Here is an 18,106-nt window from a genome sequence, read left to right on the forward strand (position 1 = left end):
CCGCCGGCTGCGCCTCACCCTGACCGTCGGCGGGCTCCTGGCGGTACTCCTGGCGGCGACCCTGGCCGGCCTGGCCCTCGGCGCCGTCCGCATCCCGCCCGCCGACGTCCTGCGCGCCCTGACCGGCGGCGCGGAGCCGGGCCCGTTCACCACGATCGTGCGCGACGTACGGCTGCCGCGGATCGTGCTGGGCGCCGTGGTCGGCGCCGGTCTGGCCGTCATCGGTACGGTGCTCCAGGCCCTGGTCCGCAACCCGCTCGCCGACCCCTTCCTGCTCGGCGTCTCCTCCGGCGCGTCCACCGGCGCGGTGCTGGTCGTGGTCCTGGGCATCGGCACCGGCGTGGCGACCACCGTCTCCATGCCGCTGGGCGCCTTCGCCGGCTCGCTGGGCGCGCTGGTCGTCGTCTACGCGATGGCCCGGCGCGGCGGCACCATGACCACCGGGCGGCTGGTGCTGGCGGGCGTCGCGGTCCAGTACATCCTCACCGCCCTCACCAGCCTGGTCCTGGTGACCGCCGCCGAGGCCGAGCACTTCCGGGCCATCGTCTTCTGGACCCTCGGCGGGCTCGGCCAGGCCCGCTGGGACAGCCTGCCGCTGCCCGCCGCCGTCCTGCTAGCCGGGCTCGCGCTGCTCATCGCGCTGGCCCGGCCGCTGGACCTGCTGCTGGTGGGGGAGGAGGGCGCCACCGTCCTCGGGCTGGACACCGGGCGCTTCCGGGCCGCGGTGTTCGTACTGGCCTCGCTGGTCACCGGCGTGCTGGTGGCGGTCAGCGGCTCGATCGGCTTCGTCGGCCTGATGGTGCCGCACGCCGCCCGTATGGTCGTCGGTGCCTCGCACCGCGTACTGCTGCCGGTCGTCGCGCTGGCCGGCGCCGCCTTCGTCGTCCTGGCCGACCTGCTGGCCCGTACGGTCGCCGCGCCGCAGGAGATCCCGGTAGGCGTCGTCACGGCGCTGGCCGGCGGCCCCTTCTTCCTGTGGATGCTGCGCCGGAACTCCCGTGCGGAAGGGGTTACGGCATGACGTCCCGCGCCGCCGACCGCACACCGTCCCGCGACGGGACCACGTACGGCGCCCGGACCGCCTCCCGCGCCGGCACACCACCCGATATCGACACACCACCCGATATCGACACACCACCTCATACCGACATGCCGTCTCCCGCCGCGCTGCGCACCGAAGGGCTCTCGTACGGGATCGACGGCCGGCGCCTGGTCGACGCCGTCGACCTGGATGTCGTGCCGGGCGAGACGGTCGGCCTGGTCGGGCCCAACGGCAGCGGCAAGACGACCCTCTTGCGCTGCGTCTACGGCACCCTGGCCGCCACCCACGGCCGGGTCCTGCTGGACGGCGAGGACCTCGCGCGGGTCACCGCCAAGGCGCGCGCCCGGCGCATCGCGACCGTTCCCCAGGACAGCGTCGGCGGCTTCGAACTGACCGTACGCGAGGTGGTCGCCATGGGCCGCTCCCCGCACAAGAGGTTCTGGGAGGCCGACAACGCGCGGGACGCGGCGGCGGTCGGGCGGGCGCTGGACCGGGTCGGCGTCGCGGAGCTGGCGGAGCGGCCGTTCGCCGGGCTCTCCGGCGGCGAACGCCAGCGTGTCCTGGTGGCACGGGCGCTGGTCCAGCAGCCGGCCCTGCTGGTGCTGGACGAGCCGACCAACCACCTCGACGTCCGCTACCAGTTGGAGATCCTCTCCCTGGTACGGGGCCTGGGCACCACCAACCTGCTGGCGCTGCACGACCTCAACCTCGCCGCGTACTACTGCGACCGCCTCTATGTCCTGCGGGCGGGTCGGGTCGTCGCCCACGGCACTCCGCGGGACGTCCTCACCGCCGAACTGCTGGCCGAGGTGTACGGGGTGGCCGCGGAGGTCGGCGTCCACCCGGTCACGGGCGCGCCGACGGTGGTCTACCTGCCACCGGAACACCGGCCGGCACCGGAACACCGGCTGACACCGGAACACCGGCCGCGAGCGGCGGAGGAGCCGCGGTGACGGGCGGCGTGATGCCGGGCGGTGTGGTGCCGGGCGGCCCGGCGCCCGGCGCCGCGTTCGCCCTTCTCGACGGGCACGGCCCCCGCTACCGCCTGACCGCCGGTGAACCGCCCACCCACGAACCCGGCTGGCTGGCCGCGCACAGGCTGCTGGACCCGTACGGCGCGGAACTGGCCGTTCTGCTGGACACCGAGCACCGAGGCAGCGGCCACCGCACCGCCCACGCAGCCGCCCTCACCCTGATCGCCGTGTACGCGGGCCGGGTCACCGCCGCGGCGGTCCTGTACTGGGCGCTGACCGGCCGTGTTCTGGACGTACGGCCAAAGAACGTGCTGGTGCGCCCGGACCCGGGCCACGGCATCGCGGACGTCCGGCTCCGCGTCCCGCGCCTCCTGGACCCGCCACCCGCCACGCACCCGCCCGCCTCTTCCACCCCTTCCGCTCCTTCCGCCTCTTTCCCTTCCGCCCCTTCTCCTTCTTCCCTCGCCCTCCTCCAACAGACGGTCCTGTCCGCCCACCTGCTGCCGCTGGCCACCGCCCTGCACCGCCGTACCCGCGCCGGGCTGCGGCAACTGCGCGGGGGAGTGGCCCACGGCTGCGCCACCGCCCTGGCGGCCTCCCGCGCCGACCCGGCCCTGATGGCCCGCCGCTGGTCCGCCTTCGCGCGGTCGGCTCCCGGCGGGCTGGCGGACCTCGGCGAGGTCGCCACCGTCACGCGTCCCGACGGCACCCCGCGCCTGGTCTACCTCCGCCGTACCTGCTGTCTCTTCTATACGAGTGCCGAGGCCGTACGCTGCGCCAGTTGCTGTCTGACCAGCGTCGACGACCGGCTCGCGGCTTATGCGCGGCAGCCGCGGCAGCCGTCCTGACCGCGCCGCGTCCCACCTGATGTGCACCGCGGTTCCGTATCCCGAGACGAGCTTCCAGTCCCCGGACCGGGAATCGATACGATGACCGCATGGTTCTCCACGACGTGAGCGATATGACGCCGGGCAGCCTGGCCGCCACGCTCGCTTCGCGTCGCTCGGCCTCCGCCTTTCTCGGGGTCTTCGGATGCGGGGCCGCGCGGCTGCACGTCGACCTGTGCCGCCTCGCCAGCGCGATGTGTACGGGCGGCGCCGCCGCCTGAGCCGGCCCGGGACCCCGCCCGTGACGTACGAGCGCGTACGCTCCTGCCCGCCGCCCGCCCGCCCCTTCGCGCCCTTGCCGGCAGCCGGGACGGACGGGGCGCGCCGGAAGCGCCCTGCACGGCGCGATCGAGCAACAGCACGGCAGACGCAGACGGCAGCACAGCAGCAGTCACCAGCACACCAGCAGTCACCAGCCCGGCAACCACGCCACCGCACAGCACGGCAACCACCACGCCACCGCACCCGGCATCTCGCCACCGCACTCCGACAGGAGCTCTCTCATGGCCATCGAGGTCCGCATCCCGACCATCCTCCGCACCTACACCGACGGCCAGAAGGCCGTCGAGGGCAGCGGAGAGACCCTCGCCGACCTCTTCGCCGACCTGGAGAGCCGGCACGCCGGCATCCGGGAGCGCCTCGTCGAGGGTGACGAGCTGCGCCGCTTCGTGAACGTCTACCTCAACGACGAGGACGTGCGCTTCCTGGAGGGCATCTCCACCCGGCTCACCGACGGCGACAGCATCACCATCCTCCCGGCGGTCGCCGGCGGTTCCGTCCCGGCCGTCGCCGCGGGCTCCCTCCCCACCGCCGCAGGCTCCCTCCCCGCCGCCGCGGGCGCTTCCGCCCCGGCCGCAGACGCCGTCCCGCGTCCGGTGTCCGGCTCCGCCCGGATGCGCTGATGCGGTACGACTCCCCGCTGGCGGCGGTCGGGAACACCCCCCTGGTCCGCCTGCCGCGCCTGTCGCCCTCCGACGACGTCCGCATCTGGGCCAAGCTGGAGGACCGCAACCCCACGGGTTCGGTCAAGGACCGCCCCGCGCTCCACATGATCGAGCAGGCGGAGAAGGACGGCCGGCTGACGCCGGGCTGCACCATCCTGGAGCCCACGTCCGGCAACACCGGCATCTCCCTGGCGATGGCGGCCAAGCTCAAGGGCTACCGCATCGTGTGCGTGATGCCGGAGAACACCTCCGCCGAGCGCCGCGACCTGCTCGCCATGTGGGGCGCGCAGATCGTCTCCTCGCCGGCGGCGGGCGGTTCCAACACGGCCGTACGCGTCGCCAAGGAGCTGGCCGAGCAGAACCCGGACTGGGTGATGCTCTACCAGTACGGCAACCCGGACAACGCCGGTGCCCACTACGCGACCACCGGCCCGGAGATCCTCGCCGATCTGCCCTCCATCACCCACTTCGTGGCGGGACTGGGGACCACGGGCACGCTGATGGGGGTGGGCCGCTATCTGCGCGAGCACGTCCCCGGCGTACAGATCGTCGCCGCCGAGCCGCGCTACGACGACGTCGTCTACGGGCTGCGCAACCTGGACGAGGGCTTCGTTCCCGAGCTGTACGACGAGTCCGTACTGACCTCGCGCTTCTCCGTGGGTTCGGAGGACGCGGTGCGCCGGACCCGTGAACTTCTCGCGCAGGAAGGTATCTTCGCGGGTATTTCGACGGGTGCCGCCCTGCATGCCGCGATCGGCGTCGCCAAGAAGGCCGTACGGGCCGGACAGGCCGCCGACATCGCCTTCGTCGTCGCCGACGGGGGCTGGAAGTACCTTTCCACCGGTGTCTACACCGCCGAGTCCACCGAGGCCGCCATCGAGACCCTGCACGGCCAGCTCTGGGCCTGAACCCGGGCCGGTGCCCACCGGCCCGCCAGGGGCCTCCCGGCACCTCTCCGGGCCCTCTGACCTGCGACGGATCGCCGTACGTAAACACGCAACTGCACAGAAATGCGAAGAATGTCCGGTCGTGTCACGCTGGCTCTGGGCCACCGAGGCCCACGCCCCCTTCACCCAATGAGGAGTGACTTCGATGGGCATAAAGGACGAGATGCAGGGCAAGGCGCAACAGGCCAGGGAGAAGGCGCAAGGCGCCAGGGACCAGGCTTCCGAGCGCGGCCGGCAGGCCGGGGACAAGGCGCGTCAGCGCGCCCAGCAAGGCCAGGACAAAGCGCGCCAACGCGGCCAGAACCGCCAGCAGTCCTTCGACGACATACGTGACGAACTCGACGAGCAGTAGCCGCGCCCGCTGCACGCACGCGTACACGTGCACACGCACGTTCACATACACGTGCACGTACGCACACGCTTACGCGTAGCGCACCCGGCGCACACCCGGAAGGGGCGCACCCGCCAACCGGTGCGCCCCTTCCGCATGCCCGGGCCGGAGTGGGAGCAGTGCTCCCCGAGCGCCCACCCGGACTGGTGATTCCGCCCACAGCTCGCCCCGCCGGAGGAGCCACCAGCCCTTTCGCGCCTTACGCTCGTGGGCACCGCAAAGACCGCCAAGGCCCCGGAACGGACCTGGCAAGGACCTGACAAGGGCCTGGCGGGGTTCCACCGAACCCCCTGGAGGACCCGCCGCCCCGTCCCCGCCCACGGAGGTTCACGCCCGTATGAAGCTCACTGTCGTCGGTTGTTCGGGCTCGTTCCCCTCCGCGGAATCGGCCTGCTCCAGCTACCTCCTGGAGGCCGACGGCTTCAGGCTGCTCCTCGACATGGGCAACGGCGCCCTCGGCGAGCTGCAGCGCCACTGCGGACTGTACGACCTGGACGCCGTACTGCTCTCGCATCTGCACGCCGACCACTGCATCGACCTGTGCGGCTACTTCGTCGTCCGCTACTACCGCCCCGACGGCGGACGTTGCGCGCCGATGCCGGTCTACGGCCCGGCCGGCACCGAACGCCGGCTGACCGCCGCGCACGCGGACCTGCCGTCCGAGAAGGCGATGAGCGAGGTCTTCGACTTCCGTACGCTGACGCCCGGCACCTTCACCATCGGGCCCTTCGCCATCCGTACGGAACTGGTGAGCCACCCGGTGGAGGCGTTCGGCTTCCGCATCGAGCACGACGGCAAGTCACTGACGTACTCCGGGGACACCGGGACCTGCGAGGCCCTGCACACGCTCGCCGACGGCACCGACTTCTTCCTGTGCGAGGCGTCCTTCACGCACGGCAAGGAGGACATCCCGGACCTGCACCTCAACGGGCGGGAAGCCGGCGAGCACGCCGAGCGGGCCGGCGCGGGACGGCTCGTACTGACCCACATCCCGCCGTGGACCGACCCGGGCATCAACCTGCGTGACGCCCAGGACGCCTTCGGCGGCCCGGTCGAGGTCGCCAAGGCCGGCGCGGTCTACGAGATCTGACGCGGCCCGCGCAACGCCGAGGCCCCCGGAACCGCTGACCGGCGGTTCCGGGGGCCTTTTCGTCAGTGCGCCGGGGGGCGGGCCCCAGCGGTGAGGATCAGCCCTTGAACTGGGCCTTCTCCTGCTCGGCGATCTCCTCGTCCGACTCCCGGCCCGGAGTGGGGAGGTTGAACTTGACGATCGCGAACCGGAAGATCACGTAGTAGAGCGCGGCGAAGCACAGGCCCACCACGGCCAGCATCAGCGGCTTGGTGGCGATGCCCAGGTTCAGTACGTAGTCGATCGCGCCGGCCGAGAAGCCGAAGCCGTCCTTCATGCCCAGGGCCCAGGTCAGGGCCATCGAGACGCCGGTGAGCACCGCGTGGATCGCGTACAGCACCGGGGCGATGAACATGAAGGTGAACTCGATGGGCTCGGTCACGCCGGTGACGAAGGCGGTCAGCGCGAGCGAGAACATCATGCCGCCGACGACCTTGCGGCGCTCGGGGCGGGCACAGTGGGTGATCGCCAGGCAGGCGGCCGGCAGGGCGAACATCATGATCGGGAAGAAGCCGGTCATGAACTGGCCCGCGCTCGGGTCCTGGTGCAGGAAGCGGGCGATGTCGCCGTGGTAGCCCTTGTAGTCACCGGCCTGGAACCACGGGAAGGAGTTCAGCAGGTGGTGCATGCCGACCGCGATCAGACCGCGGTTGGCGACACCGAAGATGCCGGCGCCGACCGCGCCGGAGCCGACCAGCCACTCGCCGACGTTGTGCAGGCCGGTGCCCAGGACGGGCCAGATGTAGCCGAAGACGATGCCGATGAGCAGACCGGCGAAGGACGACAGGATCGGGACCAGGCGGCGTCCGCTGAAGAAGCCCAGCCAGTCCGGGAGCTTGGTGCGGCTGTAGCGCTGGTAGATCAGGGCGACCACGATGCCCATCACCACACCGCCCAGGACCTTGGCGTCGGCGGGCTGCGCGACCTCGACTATCTTGCCGTCGACGACCTTTTGGACCTTGGCCAGGCTGTCGTCGGAGAAGGTCGCCAGCACCTTGTTGAAGACCAGGTAGCCGACGACGGCGGCCAGCGCGGTGGAGCCGTCGGACTTCTTGGCGAAGCCGATGGCGATGCCGACGGCGAACAGCAGCGGCATGTTGTCCAGGAGGGCACCGCCGCCCGCGGCCATGAACTCGGCGATCTTCCGCAGGAACGCCGGGAACGACTCGCGGCCGAGCATGTCGGTCTGGCCGAGCCGGACCATCAACGCCGCGGCGGGCAGCGTCGCGATCGGCAGCATGAGGCTGCGGCCGATGCGCTGGGCGACTGCCATGGCCTTGGAGCCGCGGCCCTTCTTCTTGGGGGCCGCCGTGGCGGTGGCCGTACTCATCGGATTCCTCCTGGTGAGGCGGGCGCTCTGAAGGGGGGTGGCCCGCTGGCTTGGTCTACACCACACAGTGGTTTAGACCATTTTTAGCATGTTGGCATCACATAAAGGAATCCGTCATTCCCGGTGGTATGAGCCACACAGGCACCGCAGGCCCAAGCGCCCCCATGCCGGACGGCTTGAGGGCCGGCGGCTGCTTAAGACCTACTTCGGACCTGCTTCAGACCTACTTCAGACCCTGCTTCTCCAGCTCCTCCTCCACCTCTTCGGGCTCGCGGCCCGGGGTGGCGAGGTCGAAGCGGGTGATCACGAAGCGGAAGAGGAGGTAGTAGACGACCGCGAAACACAGACCGATCGGGACGATCATCCATGGTTCGGTGGCCAGACCCCAATTGATCACGTAGTCGATCAGGCCGGCCGAGAAGCTGAAGCCGTCCTTGACGCCCAGCGCCCAGCTCACGGCCATCGAGACACCGGTCAGTACGGCGTGGATCCCGTACAGCACCGGCGCGATGAACAGGAACGAGTACTCGATGGGCTCGGTCACGCCGGTGACGAACGAGGTGAGGCCGACCGAGAGCATCATGCCGCCCACCTCCTTGCGGCGGTGTGGCTTGGCGCAGTGCGCGATGGCCAGCGCGGCGGCCGGCAGGGCGAACATCATGATCGGGAAGAAGCCGGTGGTGAACTGCCCGGCGTGCGGGTCACCGGCCAGGAAGCGGTTGATGTCCCCGTGCACGGCCGTGCCGTCCGGCTTGGTGAAGTCACCGAACTGGAACCACATGAACGTGTTCAGGAACTGGTGCATCCCGATCACCAGCAGCGCGCGGTTGGCCACGCCGAAGATGCCCGAGCCGGTCCCGCCCAGGTCGGTGAGCCACTTGCTGAAGCTCGTCAGCGCGTCCCCGACCGGCGGCCAGATCCACAGGCACACCGCGGCGAAGGCCAGCCCGACGAAGGCCATCACGATCGGCACCAGGCGGCGGCCGTTGAAGAAGCCGAGCCAGTCCACCAGCTTGACCCGGTGGTAGCGCTGCCAGAACCAGGCGGTCAGGAACCCCATGACGATGCCGCCGAAGACCCCGGGGTTCTGGAAGGCGGCCGGGGCCGCGCTGCGGTCCCTGGCCACACACACCCCGCTCCACTGCCCGGCACCGCTGTACGTGGCGCCGGCCGGGCAGTCCTGCGGGAACTGGTGGAGCACCGAGTAGTAGACGAGGAAACCGGCCACCGCCGCCAGGGCCGTGGAGCCGTCGGACTTCTTGGCCATGCCGATCGCGACGCCGAGGCAGAACAGCAGCGGCAGGCCGAGCGAGGAGTCCAGCAGCGCGCCGCCCGCGCCCGCGAAGACCTTGGCCACGTCCCGCCACCCCAGGCCGTCCGCGCCGAAGACGTCGGGCTGGCCGAGCCGGTTGAGGATGCCGGCGGCGGGCAGCACGGCGATGGGGAGCTGGAGGCTGCGGCCCATCTTCTGCAGGCCCTGGAAGAGGCCGGAGGTCCACTTCCTCTTCTGCGGCTCCCGCCGGTGACCCGCCGCGCTGGAACTCATCGGCTTCCTCCGGGCCGCCGGTCCCGCCGACGGCCGACTCGGTACGTGCCGCATACTGGTGGTGTAGACCACTTCGGGTACGCGTTCGGGCGCCCGGAACGTTGCTGCCGGGTGGTCGCCATCTTTCGCCAGGGAACGGACATACGCCTGCATACGTGGGCTGAACGTGCGTTACCGTGTGATCACCGCTCGGCGGACGCCGGCGGCCGAGACAAGCAGGAGTGGACATGGCCAGCAAGGCTGAGAAGATCGTCGCCGGGCTCGGCGGCCTCGACAACATCGAAGAGGTCGAGGGCTGCATCACCCGCCTGCGTACCGAGGTCGCCGACCCGGATCTGGTCGACGAGGACGCGCTCAAGGCCGCCGGCGCCCACGGCGTCGTGAAGATGGGCAGCGCGATCCAGGTCGTCATCGGCACCGACGCCGACCCGATCGCCGCCGAGATCGAAGACATGATGTGAGCCGGAGCCACTGAGCTTCCGCGAACCCCGCGGTCCGCGCAGCAGTTCCCATAGCCCTCGTGGCTGCCCCGGCGCTGCGCCTTCCGTACGAAGGCCCCCTTCCGTGTGTACGCCGGAACGGGGCCCTCGGCATTCCCGATAGGGTCTGTGCCATGTCTCGTATCGACGGCCGCACCCCCGACCAGCTCCGCCCCGTCACCATCGAACGCGGATGGAGCAAGCACGCCGAGGGCTCCGTGCTCATCTCCTTCGGCGACACCAAGGTCTTCTGCACCGCCTCGGTCACCGAAGGCGTTCCGCGCTGGCGCAAGGGCAGCGGCGAGGGCTGGGTCACCGCCGAGTACGCGATGCTGCCGCGCTCGACCAACACCCGTGGCGACCGCGAGGCCGTACGCGGCAAGATCGGCGGCCGTACGCACGAGATCTCCCGCCTGATCGGCCGCTCGCTGCGTGCCGTCATCGACTTCAAGGCCCTGGGCGAGAACACCGTCGTCCTGGACTGCGACGTCCTCCAGGCCGACGGCGGCACCCGCACCGCCGCCGTCACCGGTGCGTACGTGGCACTGGCCGACGCCATCGCCTGGGCCCAGGGCAAGAAGGTCGTCAAGCACGGCCGCCGCCCGCTGACCGGCACCGTCAGCGCGGTGAGCGTCGGCATCGTCGGCGGCGTACCGCTCCTGGACCTGTGCTACGAGGAGGACGTCCGGGCCGAGACCGACATGAACGTCGTGTGCACCGGCGACGGCCGCTTCGTGGAGGTCCAGGGCACCGCCGAGTCCGAGCCCTTCGCCCGGGACGAGCTGAACGCGCTGCTGGACCTGGCCGTCGCCGGCTGCGCCCAGCTCGACGCCGTCCAGCGTGAGGCTCTCGCCGTCACGCTGTGACCCGATACGCCGGGCGCGCCTTGTCCGGCACGCCTTGCTTGATGCGGAATGCGGCCGTGCGCCCCCGGAAGGGCGCACGGCGGTACGACCAGCTATCCGTACCCCGTCCGCCCTTCCTTCCACCCCATCCACTCCTGTGACGTTTTTCTCGTGGGATCTGCGTCTCTAGGAATGAGGCCGCCGGGCGCGCAAGGTGTACCCATGCCCACTTACGCCGCCTTTGCGCCGCGCGCCCGCACCGGCGGGCCCAAGGACGACTCCAACCTCCTGGAGCACATCGCCGGCTGGACCTTCGTGGTCGTCCTGGCCATGCTGCTGACGCAGACCGGCCTTATGTAACTGATCGGTAGATATTCGGCGCCTCGGAAACCTGTGCGAGGCGTCCGGCGTTCTCCCCTTGCTCACGCACTACAGAGGGGGACCCGACCATGACCTCACGCCGGAACGGCGTCCGTGACCGTGCCCGCCGGACCCGTGGCGGCTCTCGCCGCCTCCGCCGTCGCCGTACGCTCGCCACCACCCTGCCCGCCGTGGCCGTGCTCGCCCTCCCCGTCCTGTCCGGCTGCGGAACGTCCATACGGACGGTGGACTGCACCAAGACCGCCGACGAGATCGCCAAGAGCGCCAACCTCCTCCAGGAGGCGGCCTCCACCGCGGCCGACGACCCGAAGGGCGCACGCGAGGCGATCAAGAGGGTCAACAGGGACCTGAACCGCTTCGACGCCCTGGGCAACACCGCCGAAAGCCCCGACCTCGCCGAGGTCGTGCAACGGATGCGCACCGCCATGAAGGACGCCGACGACGCGCTGGACCACAAACGCACGCCGGACCTCACCGCCGTCGAAAGCGGCATCGGCGAACTCGGCCGGATCTGCGTGGAGTGAGGCGGCGGGACGGGCAGCCAGGAAAGACACCGGAAGATCCACCGGCCGCTGCCGCGGGAAGGCGGCCTGAAGGTGCTGACGGGCGGCGCCCCGAGGTGCCGTTGGTTGCCCCGTTGCCGGTCGGCACGGCGGGCCTCCCGGCCGCGTGCGGCGATGAGACGGCACGCCGGGACGCCCACCTCGGCTTCGGCGCCCCGGAACTGATCGCGCGGTGCCGCACCCCGCCCGTACGGAGGTGGTGCGCCGCCTCCTCGAACGGACCGCCCGCACCGAAGCCGGCCGGGTGTCCTGGAAGGCGGCCGGAAAGTGCCGGGCATGCGTCGCCGAGGCGCTGGCGTGGCTGCGCCGCGAGGGCGCCGGGGAGCCTGGCCCCGTACCGCCGGGGGAAGCCGGAACCCCTACCCTCGGCGGCGCCGGACGGGAGCGGTGGCGGTGACCGGGATAATCGCTTCCCATGAAGCGCCTGATCCTCGCCACCCGTAACGCCGGCAAAATCACCGAACTGCGCGCCATCCTGGCCGACGCCGGACTGGACGTCGAACTCGTCGGGGCCGACGCCTACCCCGAGATCCCGGACGTGAAGGAGACCGGCGTCACCTTCGCCGAGAACGCCCTCCTGAAGGCCCACGCGCTGGCCCGCGCCACCGGCCACCCGGCCGTCGCCGACGACTCCGGCCTGTGCGTGGACGTCCTGGGCGGCGCTCCCGGCATCTTCTCGGCCCGCTGGTCCGGTACGCACGGCGACGACGCGGCCAACCTGGACCTGCTCCTCGCCCAGCTCTCCGACATCGCCGACGGCCACCGCGCGGCGCACTTCGCGTGCGCCGCGGCCCTCGCCCTGCCCGACGGCACGGAACGCGTCGTCGAGGGCCGCCTCGAAGGCACCCTCCGCCACACCCCCGCCGGCACCGGCGGCTTCGGCTACGACCCGATCCTCCAGCCCCTCGGCGAAACCCGTACATGCGCCGAACTGACCCCCGACGAGAAAAACGCCATCAGCCACCGCGGCAAGGCATTCCGGGAGCTGGTGCCCGTGGTTCGGGAGTTGTTGGGCTGAGGCGTGACACGCTGCCGTACGACGAAGGCCCGGCCCCGTACGTTCACGGGGCCGGGCCTTCGATTCAAAGGCGTGCGGCCGGAGGGACTCGAACCCTCAAGGGATTTCTCCCACAGCATCCTAAGTGCTGCGCGTGCTGCCAATTTCGCCACGGCCGCGTTCATGCCATGGTACTGGTGCCGCGGCCGTGTGATCCATGGTTTCAGCGGAAGGAAGCGGGCCGCGCGCCACCTCGGCACCAAGTACGGGTCGCTGCGTGGCAATTGGGACATAGGAGTCGGAGGTTTTCGGGGCGGTCGCCACTCCAGTCGCCGTTGATGTGGTCGATTTCGAGCGTCAGGGGTTTCCCGGCCCACACGGGGCCGATCCCGCAGGCGGCGCAGCGCTCGGGTGTGCCGGTCTGCCGGAGGGCCCGTCGCAGCAGAACGGTCTTCGTCCGGCGCGTGCCGTCGTGCTTCACCAGGATCTGTTCGGGCGGCTTCATGGGTGTAGGGCTCGGTCTTCCCCGACGATGGGCCTGGCCCAGGAAGTGGGACGTACTGAGGCCGTCCTCGGCGATCCACTGGCGTAGGAGATGTCGGGTCCGTGTGTTGTCCGTGCGGTCCAGCTTGCGCAGTACGTCGGCCACCGACAGCGATGCGGAAACGGCCTCACGGAGCGCGTCCCGGGTCGGGCGGGGCCGGCTCCTCTCGTATGGGCGCCGCTTTTGGAAGTGTGAGATGTCGATGCCGAACAGCTCGAAGCGGCGGCGGAGATACCGGCGGAGGCGTCTTTTCAAGCGGCTGCTCGGCACCCGGCGGGCGCCGGCGGCCGGCATCTCGACCAGCACATGATCGCCGCAGCGGCGGCGGGAAGCCGGTTTCGTGCGATTCCTGCCCGTGAAATGCGAGGTGTCGATTTCCAAGGCGCGAATACGGCGGCCGATGTGCGTGTGGTGGCCGCCTACGACTTCGAGGCCGAGGTACCGCAGCACCTCGCAGATGTTCGTGGAAGAGCGCCGCGGACTCTTCGGGTCGACGCCTAATTTGGCCAAGGCCTCCGACAACGTACGAGAAGAAGCCGCCGCCTCTGTCAGGCGTTCGCGGGTATAGGGACTGACCGGCATGTGATCCCCCGTTACATCCTTCGGCCCTATCTCGGCTGCGCGTTGCACCCTCGAACTGCTCAATGACCACCGCGCCGCGCGGTTACGCCGACCAGCCGAAAAAATGACCGCGCCCCCGCCCGCCAAGGGCGGGGGCCGCCGTGCCGGGAATCCGGGGGCGGCGGGACGGGTCAGAAGCGGGGTTCCGGGGCTTCGGCGGTGACGAGCTGGGCGGCCTCTTCCTTGGTGGCGACGGCGGGCGGTGAGCCCTCCAGCGGCTGCTGGGCGGTCTCGCGCATGCACAGCACCGCGATCACGCCGACCAGGGCCGCGCCCGTCCCGTAGTAGGCGGGGATCATGTCGTTGCCGCCGACGGCGTCCATCAGCGCGGTGACCACCAGCGGGGTCGTACCGCCGAAGAGCGAGACCGCCAGGTTGTAGCCGATGGACAGTGAGCCGTAGCGCACGCTGGTGGGGAACAGGGCGGGCAGCGCGGCCGACATGGTGCCCAGCAGGCAGACCAGGGAGAGGCCGAGCATCAGCATGCCGGGGATGATCGCGGCCAGGCTGCCCTGTTTGACCAGCAGGAAGGCCGGTACGGACAGGACGAGGAAGCCCAGCATGCCGGCCAGCAGCAGCGGCTTGCGGCCGAAGCGGTCGTTGAGCCGGCCCACGGAGCTGATGAGGAACATCAGCAGGACCATGGTGGCGATGGCCATCAGCAGGCCGTGCGTCTGGTCGTAGTGGAGGGTGTCGGTGAGGTAGGTCGGCATGTAGGACAGCAGCATGTAGTGGCAGATGTTGTATGCGCCGGCCAGGGCGATGCACAGGATCAGCCGGGGCCACTGCTGGGCGAAGATCTCGCCGAGTTTCTTCTTGGGGGCGTTCTCCGAGAGGTGGGAGAACTCCGCCTCGGTCTGCTCGGCGGACTCCCCGGAGCCGTGGGTCCGGGCCGACTCCAGCCGCTGGAAGGCCGGGGTCTCGTCCAGCTTCATCCGCAGGTAGAGCCCCACCAGGCCGAGCGGCCCGGCGACCAGGAACGGGATCCGCCAGCCCCAGTCGAGCATGGTCGCGTCGCCGAGCCAGGCGGTGAGGAGCAGCACCAGGCCCGAGGCGCCGACGTAGCCGGCCAGGGTGCCCATCTCCAGGAAGCTGCCGAAGAAGCCGCGCTTCTTGTCGGGGGCGTACTCGGCGATGAAGGTGGAGGCGCCGCCGTACTCGCCGCCGGTGGAGAAGCCCTGGAGCATCCGGAAGAGGATCAGCAGGACCGGCGACCAGACCCCGATGGAGGCGTAGGAGGGGATCAGACCGATGCACAGCGTCCCCAGCGCCATCATGATCATGGTGAGGGCGAGGATCTTCTTGCGGCCGACGCGGTCGCCGAGCGGGCCGAAGAAGGCCCCGCCGAGGGGCCGTACGAGGAAGGCCACGGCGAAGGTGGCGAAGGAGGACAGCAGGCTGGTGGTGTCGCTGCCGCCGGGGAAGAAGACCTTGCCGATGGTCACCGCGAGATAGCTGTAGATCCCGAAGTCGAACCATTCCATGGCGTTGCCCAGCGCCGCGGCCTTCACCGCCCGCTTGACGATCCGCTCGTCGGTGACGGTGATGTCGGTGCGGCGGAGTTTGGGATTGCGGCGACGGGCAACTGCTCTGAAGAGGGTGCGGTGGCGTCTGAGCGCCGCGGGGTCCTGGCCGCTGGGGCGGTCGGTCTCGGGACTGAGGCTGCCGGTCGGCACGTGTCGCGTCCTCTCGGTCGGGCAGCGCGCGCGGGGCGCGGCAGGAGTGGTACGAGGTAGTGGTGGTACGACAGGTGCGTCTGCGCAGCGCGGCGCGGATCAAACCACTCTGGCCCCACAACGCGACGTACGTCACTCTGCGTGCGCCGTGGAGGAGCTGGATCAGGAGCCGGACCAGGAGTCGTACGCGCAGTGGCGCCCGGCCGTCGCGGAGCGCTCGTGGACCGCCGGGAAACCACCACAGACCGTCACGGACCGCCGTCGGCAGGGGCTGTTACAGAACTGGTACGAACCCGAGCGTTCATCGCGACGTCCGGGCAATCAGGCCGCGTGCCGGACAGGAGAGAGTGGAGCGGTCGATAAGACTCTCGAACGCCCAGCTCGCGGACCGGTCACGCCCACCCCTGTGCGGGGCCCCACCGCCCCGAAGGAGTAGCCGATGACCGACCGCGAAGGCCCCCGCCGGCCCAGTGGGCGCCCCGCCCTGGCGGCCTTCGCCGCGGTCACCGCGCTGGCGGCCGGCGGCGTGTGGTTCAGCCAGGCCACGGACCGGGCGTCGGCGGTGGACGCCGCGCCCAAGACCTCGGCGGTGCAGGACCTCAAGGAGTCCGGCGCGTCCGCGAAGGGCCTGCCCGGCGTACGGGACTGCGGCTTCGGCCGGCCCGAGGTCAAGCCGAAGGTCATCACGCTGGCCTGCGCGGACAAGGGGATGGTGGCGACCGGCATCACCTGGGACCGGTACGGCGCCAAGGACGCGGAGGGCAGGGGTGTGGTGCAGGTGGAGAAGACCGCGGCGGGCGTGGGGACCAATGCCGGGTTCCCGGCGACCCTGCGGCTGTACGGCACCCGGACGCTGGACGGCGCACGCGCTTTCACGGAGCTGGAAGTGACGTACGAGGGCTCGACACCCCTTGGTGACACGACGGAGATGTACAACCTCGCGTGATGGGCATCCGAGGCCGGATCGCCCTGGCCATTTCCTGTGTGACGGCGCTGGCCGTGGTGGTGCTGGGCTTCTCCGTGCACCACATCTCCGAAGCCGAACGCGAGCGCGCGGCCCGTGCCTACCAGGACGACCGGCTCAGTTCCGCGCTGCAGATCTTCGAGCGGGACGGGACGCTGGCGCTGGGCGCGCGGCTGGATGACACCGCCCTCCCGCAGCCGCTGCGGAAGGCCGTCTTCCACGGCCGGTCCGGTACGTACGTCAGCGGTGGCGAGGACCCCCGGGTGTGGGCCGCGACCGGCGTCGGCGGCGGTGGCGACGGTGACGGCGGGGGCGAGGAGAGCGTACGGACGCTGTCGGTCTCGGCGGCGTTCCCCGACGACGACCCGGCGCTGCGGTCGCTGGACCGGGCGCTGATGATCGCCGGGGTCGGCACGGTGGGGCTGATGGCGGTGGTGTCCTGGTTCGTGGCCCAGCGGCTGTCCCGGCGGCTGCGGCACAGCGCCGCGGCGGCGCGCCGGATCGCGGCGGGTGAGCGGCCGGACGCCGGGGCGCTGGCCGGCCAGGGCCGGGACGAGGTGGCCGAGCTGGGCCGCAGCGTGCACCACATGGCGACGTCGCTGGCGGCCCGGGTGGACGCCGAGCGGGAGTTCACCGCCGATGTGGCGCACGAGCTGCGCACGCCGGTGGCCGGCCTGGTCGCGGCGGCGGAGCTGCTGCCGCAGGAGCGGGCCGTGGAACTCGTACGGGACCGGGCGCAGGCCATGCGGCGGCTGGTGGAGGACCTGCTGGAGATATCCCGGCTGGACGCCGGGGTGGAGCGGGCCGACCTGGACGACTGCGAGCTGCCGTCGCTGGTGCGCGGCATCGTGCGCAGGGCGGCCCGGCAGCGGGGCGTGGCGGAGGTGTCCGTCACGGTCGAGGGCGAGCCGCGGATCGTCACCACGGACCGCCGCCGGGTGGAACGGGTGCTGGTCAACCTGCTCGCCAACGCCGCCAAGCACGGCAGGCCGCCGGTGGAGGTCGTGGTGCACGGCTCCCGGATCGTGGTGCGCGACCATGGCCCGGGGTTCCCGGAGGAGCTGCGCGCGGAGGGGCCGCGCCGGTTCCGTACGGCGGCTCCCGAGCGCGGCACCGGGCACGGCCTGGGCCTGACGATCGCGGCCGGTCAGGCGCAGGTGCTCGGGGCGCGGCTGGACTTCGGCGCCGCCGCGGACGGCGGCGCCGAGGCGGTGCTGGAGCTGCCGGACCGTGCGGCGGTCACGCCGGCGCATCCGCCGGCGCCGGCGGACGGCCCGGAGCGGCCGGTTACAGCCCCAGGTCCTTGATGATCTTGGCGACGTGGCCGGTGGCCTTCACGTTGTAAAGGGCGCGCTCGACCTTGCCCTCCTCGTCCACGACGACCGTGGAGCGGATGACCCCGGTGACCGTCTTGCCGTACAGCTTCTTCTCGCCGAAGGCGCCGTACGCCTCAAGGACCTTCTTCTCCGGGTCGCCGACCAGCGTGACCTTGAGGTTCTCCTTCTCGCGGAACTTGGCGAGCTTCTCCGGCTTGTCGGGGGAGACGCCGATGACGTCGTAGCCGTGGCCGGCCAGGAGGTCCAGGTTGTCGGTGAAGTCGCACGCCTGCTTGGTGCAGCCGGGGGTCAGGGCGGCGGGGTAGAAGTAGACGATGACCTTGCGGCCCTTGTGGTCGGCGAGCGAGACCTGCTTGCCGTCCGCGTCGGGCAGGGTGAAGGCCGGGGCGGTGTCGCCGGGCTGCAGTCGCTCGCTCATGGGTCTCTCCTTCTCGGATGGGGTGTGGGGCGTACGGCGTACGGCGCGGGCGCGGCGGACCCGGCGGAAAAGCCGGCCGTACGGTGTCCGA

General features: G+C 71.0%; 20 protein-coding genes, 1 tRNA gene and 1 pseudogene. 16 read left to right on the forward strand and 6 right to left on the reverse strand.

The genetic code is table 11. The features are described from left to right. The first annotated feature begins 7 nt into the window (after positions 1-7). The 8 genes and pseudogenes from KGS77_RS22735 (at position 8) to KGS77_RS22770 (ending at position 6,275) form a co-directional block, all read left to right on the forward strand. A complete protein-coding gene (locus tag KGS77_RS22735; protein WP_242587627.1) occupies positions 8-1,021 on the forward strand; it encodes an iron ABC transporter permease in 1,014 nt (337 codons plus the stop codon). Positions 1,022-1,149: 128 nt separating this feature from the next. Beyond that, positions 1,150-1,995 carry an ABC transporter ATP-binding protein gene (locus KGS77_RS22740; RefSeq protein WP_242587628.1) on the forward strand — a complete coding sequence of 282 codons (846 nt, stop codon included), beginning with the start codon at positions 1,150-1,152 and terminating at the stop codon, positions 1,993-1,995. Beyond that, complete coding sequence (locus KGS77_RS22745) at positions 1,992-2,864, forward strand: (2Fe-2S)-binding protein (RefSeq protein ID WP_242584834.1); 873 nt, start codon at positions 1,992-1,994, stop codon at positions 2,862-2,864. Before KGS77_RS22740 ends, KGS77_RS22745 begins: the two co-directional genes overlap by 4 nt. Positions 2,865-2,953: 89 nt before the next feature. Continuing rightward, complete coding sequence (locus KGS77_RS22750; RefSeq protein ID WP_242584836.1) at positions 2,954-3,124, forward strand: putative leader peptide; 171 nt, start codon at positions 2,954-2,956, stop codon at positions 3,122-3,124. A gap of 282 nt (positions 3,125-3,406) precedes the next feature. Then, positions 3,407-3,676 (forward strand): annotated as a pseudogene (locus tag KGS77_RS22755) (MoaD/ThiS family protein); the annotation flags it as partial. A 128-nt stretch (positions 3,677-3,804) separates the two neighbouring features. Then, positions 3,805-4,755: a cysteine synthase gene (locus KGS77_RS22760; protein ID WP_242584838.1), complete on the forward strand. Its 951-nt coding sequence runs from the start codon at positions 3,805-3,807 to the stop codon at positions 4,753-4,755. A gap of 184 nt (positions 4,756-4,939) precedes the next feature. Then, positions 4,940-5,146 carry a hypothetical protein gene (locus tag KGS77_RS22765; RefSeq protein WP_242584840.1) on the forward strand — a complete coding sequence of 69 codons (207 nt, stop codon included), beginning with the start codon at positions 4,940-4,942 and terminating at the stop codon, positions 5,144-5,146. A 376-nt stretch (positions 5,147-5,522) separates the two neighbouring features. After that, positions 5,523-6,275: an MBL fold metallo-hydrolase gene (locus tag KGS77_RS22770; protein WP_242584842.1), complete on the forward strand. Its 753-nt coding sequence runs from the start codon at positions 5,523-5,525 to the stop codon at positions 6,273-6,275. Between the two features lie 97 nt (positions 6,276-6,372). On the opposite strand, the gene KGS77_RS22775 is transcribed toward KGS77_RS22770, so the two are convergent. Together KGS77_RS22775 and KGS77_RS22780 are read right to left on the reverse strand one after the other, a co-directional pair. After that, positions 6,373-7,644 (reverse strand): PTS transporter subunit EIIC, encoded by a 1,272-nt coding sequence (locus tag KGS77_RS22775; protein WP_242584844.1) that lies wholly within the window; start codon positions 7,642-7,644, stop codon positions 6,373-6,375. Between the two features lie 223 nt (positions 7,645-7,867). Continuing rightward, complete coding sequence (locus KGS77_RS22780; RefSeq protein WP_242584846.1) at positions 7,868-9,190, reverse strand: PTS transporter subunit EIIC; 1,323 nt, start codon at positions 9,188-9,190, stop codon at positions 7,868-7,870. A 227-nt stretch (positions 9,191-9,417) separates the two neighbouring features. Between KGS77_RS22780 and KGS77_RS22785 the strand changes: the two genes are divergently transcribed. From KGS77_RS22785 to rdgB, 6 genes are all read left to right on the forward strand, one after another. Then, positions 9,418-9,651: a PTS glucose/sucrose transporter subunit IIB gene (locus KGS77_RS22785; RefSeq protein WP_242584848.1), complete on the forward strand. Its 234-nt coding sequence runs from the start codon at positions 9,418-9,420 to the stop codon at positions 9,649-9,651. A gap of 152 nt (positions 9,652-9,803) precedes the next feature. Then, positions 9,804-10,535 (forward strand): ribonuclease PH, encoded by a 732-nt coding sequence (rph, locus tag KGS77_RS22790; protein ID WP_242584851.1) that lies wholly within the window; start codon positions 9,804-9,806, stop codon positions 10,533-10,535. A 201-nt stretch (positions 10,536-10,736) separates the two neighbouring features. Next, positions 10,737-10,874: an SCO1431 family membrane protein gene (locus KGS77_RS22795; RefSeq protein WP_242584853.1), complete on the forward strand. Its 138-nt coding sequence runs from the start codon at positions 10,737-10,739 to the stop codon at positions 10,872-10,874. Positions 10,875-10,963: 89 nt separating this feature from the next. Continuing rightward, positions 10,964-11,419 carry a hypothetical protein gene (locus KGS77_RS22800; protein WP_242584855.1) on the forward strand — a complete coding sequence of 152 codons (456 nt, stop codon included), beginning with the start codon at positions 10,964-10,966 and terminating at the stop codon, positions 11,417-11,419. A gap of 211 nt (positions 11,420-11,630) precedes the next feature. Next, positions 11,631-11,855, forward strand: a complete 225-nt coding sequence (locus KGS77_RS22805) for a hypothetical protein (RefSeq protein WP_242584858.1) — start codon at positions 11,631-11,633, stop codon at positions 11,853-11,855. Positions 11,856-11,873: 18 nt separating this feature from the next. Next, on the forward strand, positions 11,874-12,476 hold the full coding sequence (gene rdgB, locus KGS77_RS22810) for an RdgB/HAM1 family non-canonical purine NTP pyrophosphatase (RefSeq protein ID WP_242584860.1): 603 nt from the start codon (positions 11,874-11,876) through the stop codon (positions 12,474-12,476). 73 nt (positions 12,477-12,549) lie between these two features. On the opposite strand, the gene KGS77_RS22815 is transcribed toward rdgB, so the two are convergent. The 3 genes from KGS77_RS22815 to KGS77_RS22825 all read right to left on the reverse strand — a co-directional run bounded on the left by KGS77_RS22815 (position 12,550) and on the right by KGS77_RS22825 (position 15,296). Beyond that, positions 12,550-12,634, reverse strand: a tRNA-Leu gene (locus tag KGS77_RS22815). Between the two features lie 44 nt (positions 12,635-12,678). Further along, positions 12,679-13,581, reverse strand: a complete 903-nt coding sequence (locus KGS77_RS22820) for an HNH endonuclease signature motif containing protein (RefSeq protein WP_347404521.1) — start codon at positions 13,579-13,581, stop codon at positions 12,679-12,681. A 170-nt stretch (positions 13,582-13,751) separates the two neighbouring features. Further along, positions 13,752-15,296 carry an MFS transporter gene (locus KGS77_RS22825; protein ID WP_242584862.1) on the reverse strand — a complete coding sequence of 515 codons (1,545 nt, stop codon included), beginning with the start codon at positions 15,294-15,296 and terminating at the stop codon, positions 13,752-13,754. 439 nt (positions 15,297-15,735) lie between these two features. On the opposite strand from KGS77_RS22825, the gene KGS77_RS22830 reads away from it, so the two are divergent. Next, positions 15,736-16,242, forward strand: a complete 507-nt coding sequence (locus KGS77_RS22830) for a hypothetical protein (RefSeq protein WP_242584864.1) — start codon at positions 15,736-15,738, stop codon at positions 16,240-16,242. Continuing rightward, complete coding sequence (locus KGS77_RS22835) at positions 16,242-17,567, forward strand: HAMP domain-containing sensor histidine kinase (protein ID WP_242584865.1); 1,326 nt, start codon at positions 16,242-16,244, stop codon at positions 17,565-17,567. The genes KGS77_RS22830 and KGS77_RS22835 overlap by 1 nt, the downstream gene beginning before the upstream one ends. Here the strand turns inward: KGS77_RS22835 and bcp are convergent. Further along, positions 17,548-18,015, reverse strand: a complete 468-nt coding sequence (gene bcp, locus KGS77_RS22840) for a thioredoxin-dependent thiol peroxidase (protein ID WP_242584866.1) — start codon at positions 18,013-18,015, stop codon at positions 17,548-17,550. The genes KGS77_RS22835 and bcp overlap by 20 nt on opposite strands. Positions 18,016-18,106: the final 91 nt, after the last annotated feature.

The sequence above is a fragment of the Streptomyces sp. MST-110588 genome (genome assembly GCF_022695595.1).
Lineage (GTDB): Bacteria > Actinomycetota > Actinomycetes > Streptomycetales > Streptomycetaceae > Streptomyces.